Source organism: Acidimicrobiales bacterium (assembly GCA_035546775.1).
In the GTDB taxonomy this organism is placed as follows: domain Bacteria; phylum Actinomycetota; class Acidimicrobiia; order Acidimicrobiales; family JACCXE01; genus JACCXE01.
Window position 1 is genome coordinate 95,676 of the sequence record DASZWD010000057.1, and the last position, 7,534, is coordinate 103,209.

A 7,534-nucleotide genomic window follows, 5' to 3' on the forward strand; every position below is an offset into this window, starting at 1 on the left:
AGCGTTCAGCGCCCGGGGATCTCGGGAGGCAGATCGGTGTGATGCGCTGCGGGCTCCGCGCGGCCCGGTGTCGGCGGGTCGTCGTCGCGTAGGGAAACGACCACCAGCCCGGCGATCGCCGCGGCGGCTACCAACCAGGCGATGGCGGAACGCGCCGGCGGTCGCCGTCGCGTCGCGAGCGGCGACGCCGGAACCGGCGCTTCCATCGTGGCGGTCGTCTGCGTTGCGGCGATGGGCATCGTCAACTGAGCCGCCAGGGCGCGGCGATCGCCCTCGACGCTCGGCGGTTCCGTCTGGGCCAGCGGCGACCGCGGCACAACCCCGGCGAACGCGGGATAGATGCCGGCGTCGGCCAGCTTGCCGGTGCCGTCGTCGTCCACGAGCAATGCGGTGTCGTCGATGGCGCCGTGGACGAGTCCCGCGGCGTGGGCGGCGCGCAACCCCGCTTCGAAGTCGGCAGCGACGCGCGCCAGTTCGTCGGGTGACAGCGAGCGCCGCGCTTCGGAGAGTCGCTGCGTCGGTGCTTCGGTGACGATGCACGTACGCCCGCCGATCTCGCCGCTGTCGTACACGGCCACGAGGTGCGGATCGACGACCGCCGCTGCCCTTCGTGCCGCCGCGAGGAAGCGCGCCGCGGCGTCAGGACTGCGCTTGACGACCGGCTTCAGCAGCCGCACCTGAACGGGACGGTCAAGGCGCAGGTCGCGTCCGTCGTAGACGTCGACGATCGGCGTGTCGAAGCGCCACGCTCCGAGCCGGAACCGATCGCCGAGGTCCTCAGTCGCCGGGTGGTCGTCCGTCGAGACCAAATTCGTTCACCAACATCGAGCCGGAGAGACAGGCGAGACCGATCATCGCGACGTCGAAGGCGTTCGCGTCGAGGATGACGGCGAGCACGAACATGAAGATCGCCACGATCAGAAGGACGGCGCGCAACCCGAAGCGGAGTTCGACGCCGCGGCGGGTCGTTCCTGATGTGGTTCCAGGTGTGGTTTCCACCCTGGACGAGTACCCGTCGCGCGGCGGCATGTAACGCGTGACATCGACTACACCTACGCGAATGATTACGACGACGACGGCCGGGAAGATCGAAGGGCGCGAGCTCACCGAGCGGGGACCGGCAGTTCTCCAGTTCCGTGGGGTGCCGTTCGCGGCGAGTACCGCCGGCGCCAACCGTTTCCTGCCCGCCCAGCCCGTCGATCCGTGGGACGGCGTGCGCGACGCCACGCGCCGCGGCCCCGCTGCGCCGCAGCCGCCGTCGCCGCTCGAGTCGGCGCTCGGCGGCCAGATGGGTGGTCAAGGCGAGGACTGCCTGAGCCTGAACATCACGACGCCCGGCCTCGACGGTGCCCGTCCCGTGCTCGTGTGGATCCACGGCGGTGCGTTCGTCGGCGGGTCGGGGAGCGTGCCGTGGTACGACGGCGAGTCGTTCGCCCGCAACGGCGACGTCGTGGTGGTGTCGTTGAACTACCGCCTCGGCGCCCTTGGGTTCATGGACGTCAGCGGTCTGCTCGGCGATGCGTACGCCGACTCGGGCAGCGCCGGCATCGGCGATCAGATCACCGCCCTGGAGTGGGTGCGCGACAACATCTCGGCGTTCGGCGGCGACCCGCAGCGCGTCACGATCTTCGGCGAGTCGGCGGGCGGCATGAGCATTGGCTGCATCCTCGGCTCACCCCGCGCCCGCGGCCTGTTCACCACCGCGATCGCGCAAAGTGGTGCGGCGCAGAACGCGTCGAGCCGCGACCACGCGGCCGAGATCACGAACCTCGTGCTCGCCGAACTCGGCACGACCGACCCCGCCGCGCTGCTGTCCGTCGACGTCGACACGTTGATGGCGGCGCAGGCGGCGGTGAACCTACGGGCGCAGAGCGGTGGCGTGGGTCTCTCGAGCGCCGGGCTGCCGTTCCAGCCAGTGATCGACACGCCGACCATTCCCGTCGCGCCGATCGAGGCCATCCGCGGCGGCAACGCGGCGGACGTGCGCGTCGTCACCGGCACGACGACTGACGAGTTCAAGCTGTTCGGGGCGATGCTGCGCGCCGCCAGCCAGCCGCTCGACACCGACGCGCTGCGCACGCGGGCCCAGGGCGCGCTCGGCGACCGCGGCGCGGACATCGTCGACGCCTACACCGCCAACCGTCCGGGTCAGTCGCCCGACGACGTGTGGAGCGCCATCGTCACCGACTTCATCTTCCGCATTCCCGCGATCCGCATGCTCGAGGCACAAGCGACGCAACGCGACGACGTCTACCTGTACGAGTTCGGCCACAAGTCGACGGCATTCGGCGGCGCGCTCGGCGCTTGTCATGCCATCGAGATCCCGTTCGTGTTCGACAACGTGCACAAGCGCGGCGTCGACGGTCTCGTGGGTGAGATCGGTGAGCGCGAGCGCGCCCTCGCGAAGGAAACGAACGGGGCGTGGATCGACATCGCGGCCGGCAAGGAGCCCTGGGAGCGCTACGACCTCGACCGTCGCGCCACGCGGCGCTTTGGCAGCGACACCCCCGGGCTGCTCGACGATCCGGCGGGCGACGAACGCGCCTTGTGGGAGGGCATTCGCTAGCCGGCGGACTGCGGCAGGCCCCGCCCGGGCACGACAGAACGTATGGGCCTACCCGATGAAGCGTTCGAGCAGTTAGCCGCGCTCAGCGGGGTCGTGCTCCGGCACGAAAACCTGCCGTCCGCCCTCGACGAGATCTGCTCCATCGCGGTGCAGAGCGTTCCCGGCGCGGAGGGCGCCTCGCTTACTTCCTTTTCCGAGGCCGGCCCGCACGCGGCCGCCGCCAGCGACGAGTGGGCCCGCACGCTCGACGAGACACAGTTCGTCGAACGAGAAGGACCCTGCCTCGACGCCGCCCGCAGCGGTTTCGTGTTCCGCGTGCGCGACGCCACCGCCGAGGCGCGATGGCCGTCGTACATGCCGCGAGCCGCCAAGCTCGGCCTCCGCAGCATGCTGTCGGTGCCGTTGACGTCGGAGGCGAAGCTCATCGGCGCGCTGAACCTGTACTCACGCCAAACGGACCGGTTCGAATCCGAGGACGTGTCCCTCGCCGAGGTCATCGCCGGGCACGCCAGCCTGGCGGGCCAGGTGGCTGCCGCTCTTTTCCAACACAAGGCACTCGCCGACCAGCTGCGCGAGGCGATGGCGTCGCGGGCCACGATCGAACAGGCCAAGGGCATCATCATGGTGACGCGGCAGTGCAATCCCGACGACGCCTTCAAGACGCTCGTCGAGCAGTCGCAGCACGAGAACCGCAAGCTGCGCGACGTCGCCACCGACATCGTGCGGCGCTACACGGCCTGACCCGGCGCGCCTGACAGGATGCCGGGCATGAGTTGGCCCGGAGCTACCGACGCGCCGCCCGATCCGAAGCGGTGGATCGCGCTGTTCGTGTTGTCGATGTCGCTGTTCATCATCGTGCTGGACAACACCATCGTGAACGTCGCCGTGCCGACGATCGTGCGCGAGCTGCACACCAGCGTCTCGGCGTTGCAGTGGGTGATCTCGGGCTACGCGCTCGCGTTCGCGTCGCTGCTGATCAGCTTCGGTCGCGTCGGCGACGTCATCGGCCGCCGGAAGCTGTTCTTCATCGGCGCCTTGCTCTTCGCCGGCGGCTCCGCGTTCGCGTCGGTGTCGCACTCGGCGTTGCAGTTGTTCATCGGCGAGTCGCTGATCGAAGGCGTCGGCGCGGCGATGATGCTGCCCGCCACCCTCGCCATCATCTCGGCGACGTTCCAGGGACGCGAGCGCGGCCTGGCGTTCGCGGTGTGGGGCGCAGTCGCCGGCGGCGCCGGAGCGCTCGGCCCCTACATCGGCGGCATCCTCACCAGTGACTACTCCTGGCGCTGGGCGTTCCGGGTCAACGTGATCATCGCTCCGGCCGCGGTGCTCGCCGCCGTGTTCGTCGTACGCGAGTCGAGGGACGACCGCGGCGGCGGGATCGACATACCGGGGCTGATCGTCGTCACGCTCGGGCTCCTCGGTGTCGTGTTCGGCATCATCGAGGCGGCGCGCTACGGCGCGGTGAAGGCGATCACATCGACGCGCGTCTTGGGTTTGTCACCGGTGCCGTGGTCGATCCTCGCCGGCGCGGCGTTCCTCGCCTTCTTCGTGGTGCTGGAGGACAGCCGAGCCGAGCAGGGCAAGCCCGTCATCTTCGACTTCCGTGACCTCGTGCACCGCGGGTTCCGCTACGGGCTGATCAACACGCTCGTGCTGGCGATGGGCGAATTCGGTGCCTTCTTCATCCTGCCGATCTTCATGCAGGCGTCTTTGCACCTGTCGGCCATCCGCACCGGGACGTGGCTGTTGCCCGCGGGTGCGTGCGCCTTCGGCGGCGGCTGGATCGGTGGTCTGCTGAGCCGCAGGTACGGGCCGAAGTATGTCATCACCGTCGGTCTGTTCTTCGAGGCGGCTGGCATCGTCGGCTACGCCATCGCGTTCGGTCCGCACACGACGTTCCTGTCGCTGCTGCCGGCGCTGGTTCTCCACGGCATCGGCATCGGGTTCGCCACCAGCCAGTTGACCAACGTCGTGCTGAGCGACATCCCGCCGCAGAAAGCGGGTTCGGCGTCAGGCGCGGCCGGCATGGTGCGCCAGGTCGGCACGTCCCTCGGCATCGCGGTGATCGGCGCCATCCTGCTTTCGCAGGCGGGATCGCACATCCGCGGCGACCTCAAGTCCGTGCCGGGCCTGTCACCGCAGGCGCAGGCCGGCATCGTCGACAACGTCAGCAACTTCGATTCCGCTGCTACCCGCTCCGGAGCGAACCCGGAGATCGGCGGCATCGTCAGCCGTGGCATCGCCGACGGCTCGGTGCCCGCCGCCGGCTTCGCCGCCACCGTCGTGTTCATCGGCGCGCTGCTGTCGATGCTGGTGCCCAACATCCCGCCTGACGCCCACCCCGGCCAGCTGGCGCAGCCGAGTGCGGCCTCTTAACCCGGGAGTTCGCTCAGCCCTTCCCATCCTGCGAGCGGGCGAGCGAGGCGCCAGTGCTGCTCGCCGAGGTTGGCGTCGAGGCGGTCGTCGAGCAGGTGGTCTCGTTGGAGGGGCGGAATCTGCGAGGCGTACGCCTGCAGGGCGCGGGTGCGGCGGGCGAGGTCGTCGTCGATCGGCACGACCGCCGGTGTGGGCCACCAACCCGAGCGGAACAGCGCGCTGATGCGCCACGCCAGCAGCCCGGGGATGTGTTTGTAGCCGGCGTCTTCGTAGCAGTACCACGCGACGTCGCCGAACTCGTCGAGGAGCAAGCGCGCCGCGGCGTGCGTGAGGTCGTGATCGGGATTGCCGAGGCCGAAGGGCACGAAGATCGCGGTGGGCGCCAGGTCCGTGAGGGCGACGCGCAGCGCGGCGGCTACGTCGTCGGCGGTCGCGCGCGCCGCGGCGTCGAGGTACTGATGGTCGACGAAATCGAGCCAGCGCGGCGCCGCACCGACCACCGCCAACGCCGCGACGTCTTCGTCGCGCCGGAGCGCCACGACGTCGTCGCCCGACGCGAATCCGCCGAGCGCATCCCACTCCGAGGGCGGATCGGGGTACGCGGCAGGAGGGCCGCCGAAGACGGTGAGCACCGTCGCGCCCGGATGCCGCGCCAGCAGCAAGCCAGCCCCCTGCACGGCGTCGTCGAAGTGCGGCGACACGACGACGATGCGTTGGAGGACGTCGTCACCCGGCAGATCGGCCCAGTCGGCGAAGCTCATCGCCGTCAGGTTGCCACGCGCGGCGACTGACGATGTCGCCGGAAAGACCATCGCATTTCTCGTCGCCAACGAAGGCATCGAGCAGGATGAGCAGCCCGTCGCGATGCGCTGAGTCGCTACCGTCGCGTGCATGCCGATCACGCGAGGGTTCAACCACGTTGCGACGCTGACCACCGACATGAACCTGACGGTGCGCTTCTACGAGCAGGCGTTCGGCGCCACTGTCACCTACGAGGTGGAGAAGAGTGACAACCACCCGTGGATGAAAATCGTCGACCTCGGTGGCGGCGCCGCGCTCAACATCTTCCAAGTCGCGGCCGACGACATCATCGGTGAGCGCCGGAGGCAGGGCCACCGCGGCGCCGTCGACCACTTCGGCCTCGCCGTCGACTCAAAGGCGACACTCGAAGAGGTGCAGCAGCGCCTCAAGGACGCCGGCGCCCAGGAAGTCGGGGAGATCCAGCAGTTGGGTCACGAGTGGTCGCTGTTCTTCCGCGACCCCGACGGGATGGAACTCGAGGTGTGCTGTCCGGCCGACTGAGCGGACTCACGCCGCGCGGCGTCCGGTGTAGGCGAGAAGTTTCGTCTGGATGTCGGCGTCGGGGGCGACGGGGATCTCCGGTTTGAACACGCCCTGCCGGTTCTCGGCGGTGAACTGCCCGTAGACGAAATTGAAGACGCCCTCGGCGAGGTCGGGCGGCATGGTGGCGTCCTGCTGGGTGGCGCGCGCGACGTCCCAGCCGTGGATGAGGAAGTCGCCGGCAGCGGCGCCGAGTCCGAAGCCCTTGTTCGCGAGCACGTCGGCGTCGGCGTAGCTCGCAACGATCGCATCGCGCACCGCCGTCAGATCGGCAGCCGGGTCGTCGCTGATCTGCGCCGGTGGCGTGGGCGCCGGCGGCGAGGCCTCGCGGCCCTCCGCGGTGGCGGCGAAGTACTGCTGGGTTTCGAGCATGTGGTCGAGGAGCGTGCGCAGGTTCCACTCGTCGCACGGGGTGGCGGCGTCGAGATCGTGGGCGCCGTTGACCTTCTCGATGGCCCACACCGACGCCTTTCGATAGAGATCGAGCAGTTCTGGTGGCATGCAGAGGTTTTACCCGCGCGCAATGGGAGCCAACGGGCGAAATCTGGCGTATGAGTTGCGCGTCAAAATCGCCGTGAACTCGTTGAACTAGTCCAGTGAGGAGCGACACGACGACGCGGCGGATTTGTCTCAGACACGTACTTATCGGCGTAACGGCCGGTCTGTTCTTGCTTTTGGGCGCGGTGACGCCCGCGGCGGCCCAGACCAACTATCCGTTGACCTCGAGCATCGAGTTGCGCGATGCCAACGGCAACCTCGTCACGTCGACCACACCGACCTGCCCGCGCGACGGAATCACCGTGCATTCGACGGGTTGGCTGCCGCTGAGCTCGGTCCACGCCACGTTCCACTCCGACCCCGTCGACCTCGGATCCCATCCCGTCGACGCCAATGGCAATCTCGACTTCACTTTCCGCGTGCCGAACGTCGAGAACGGGCTGCACACGCTGATTCTCGAAGGCGTCGGTGCCGACGGGCAGCCGCGGACAGTCCAAGCCTCGATCGTGTGTAACTGCAACCCGACGACGACGCCCACGGTGGCGGTGCTCGGTCAGACGCTCGACGCCACTGGCGGGTCGTCTGGGGCATCGTCGGCCACGGGGTCGTCCACCAACGGCAGCGTGTTCGCGACGACGGGTGCGGATATCGCCGGCCTGCTCGCGATCGCCGTCGACCTCATCCTCGTGGGCGTCGTCCTGCGCCTCGTCAAACAACACCGCACGCTGTTCCCTTCGCGCCGCTAGCGGGTAC

At 69.0% G+C, this 7,534-nt stretch carries 9 protein-coding genes; 5 read left to right on the plus strand and 4 right to left on the minus strand.

The features are described from left to right. Window positions 1-5 precede the first annotated feature (5 nt). Window positions 6-809 (minus strand): hypothetical protein, encoded by an 804-nt coding sequence (locus VHC63_14415; GenBank protein HVV37799.1) that lies wholly within the window; start codon window positions 807-809, stop codon window positions 6-8. Beyond that, window positions 778-999, minus strand: coding sequence for a hypothetical protein (locus VHC63_14420; GenBank protein ID HVV37800.1), 222 nt, complete (start codon window positions 997-999; stop codon window positions 778-780). The genes VHC63_14415 and VHC63_14420 overlap by 32 nt, the downstream gene beginning before the upstream one ends. 61 nt (window positions 1,000-1,060) lie before the next feature. Between VHC63_14420 and VHC63_14425 the strand changes: the two genes are divergently transcribed. The 3 genes from VHC63_14425 to VHC63_14435 all read left to right on the plus strand — a co-directional run bounded on the left by VHC63_14425 (window position 1,061) and on the right by VHC63_14435 (window position 4,942). Continuing rightward, window positions 1,061-2,566, plus strand: a complete 1,506-nt coding sequence (locus VHC63_14425; protein ID HVV37801.1) for a carboxylesterase family protein — start codon at window positions 1,061-1,063, stop codon at window positions 2,564-2,566. Between the two features lie 93 nt (window positions 2,567-2,659). Beyond that, window positions 2,660-3,307 (plus strand): GAF and ANTAR domain-containing protein, encoded by a 648-nt coding sequence (locus VHC63_14430; GenBank protein HVV37802.1) that lies wholly within the window; start codon window positions 2,660-2,662, stop codon window positions 3,305-3,307. A 27-nt stretch (window positions 3,308-3,334) separates the two neighbouring features. Then, a complete protein-coding gene (locus VHC63_14435) occupies window positions 3,335-4,942 on the plus strand; it encodes an MFS transporter (protein ID HVV37803.1) in 1,608 nt (535 codons plus the stop codon). Here the strand turns inward: VHC63_14435 and VHC63_14440 are convergent. Beyond that, entirely contained in the window at window positions 4,939-5,703 is a 765-nt protein-coding gene (locus VHC63_14440; protein HVV37804.1) for a PIG-L family deacetylase, read from the minus strand. The two genes, VHC63_14435 and VHC63_14440, sit on opposite strands and share 4 nt — an antisense overlap. Before the next feature lie 130 nt (window positions 5,704-5,833). On the opposite strand from VHC63_14440, the gene VHC63_14445 reads away from it, so the two are divergent. Next, window positions 5,834-6,244, plus strand: coding sequence for a VOC family protein (locus VHC63_14445; GenBank protein ID HVV37805.1), 411 nt, complete (start codon window positions 5,834-5,836; stop codon window positions 6,242-6,244). Between the two features lie 6 nt (window positions 6,245-6,250). Here VHC63_14445 and VHC63_14450 read toward each other — a convergent pair whose 3' ends face one another. Beyond that, the gene (locus VHC63_14450) at window positions 6,251-6,784 is read right to left on the minus strand and encodes a TIGR03086 family metal-binding protein (GenBank protein HVV37806.1); all 534 of its coding nucleotides are present in this window, start codon (window positions 6,782-6,784) and stop codon (window positions 6,251-6,253) included. 182 nt (window positions 6,785-6,966) lie between these two features. Here VHC63_14450 and VHC63_14455 point away from each other — a divergent pair, with 182 nt between their 5' ends. After that, window positions 6,967-7,527: a hypothetical protein gene (locus VHC63_14455; GenBank protein HVV37807.1), complete on the plus strand. Its 561-nt coding sequence runs from the start codon at window positions 6,967-6,969 to the stop codon at window positions 7,525-7,527. Window positions 7,528-7,534 lie beyond the last annotated feature (7 nt).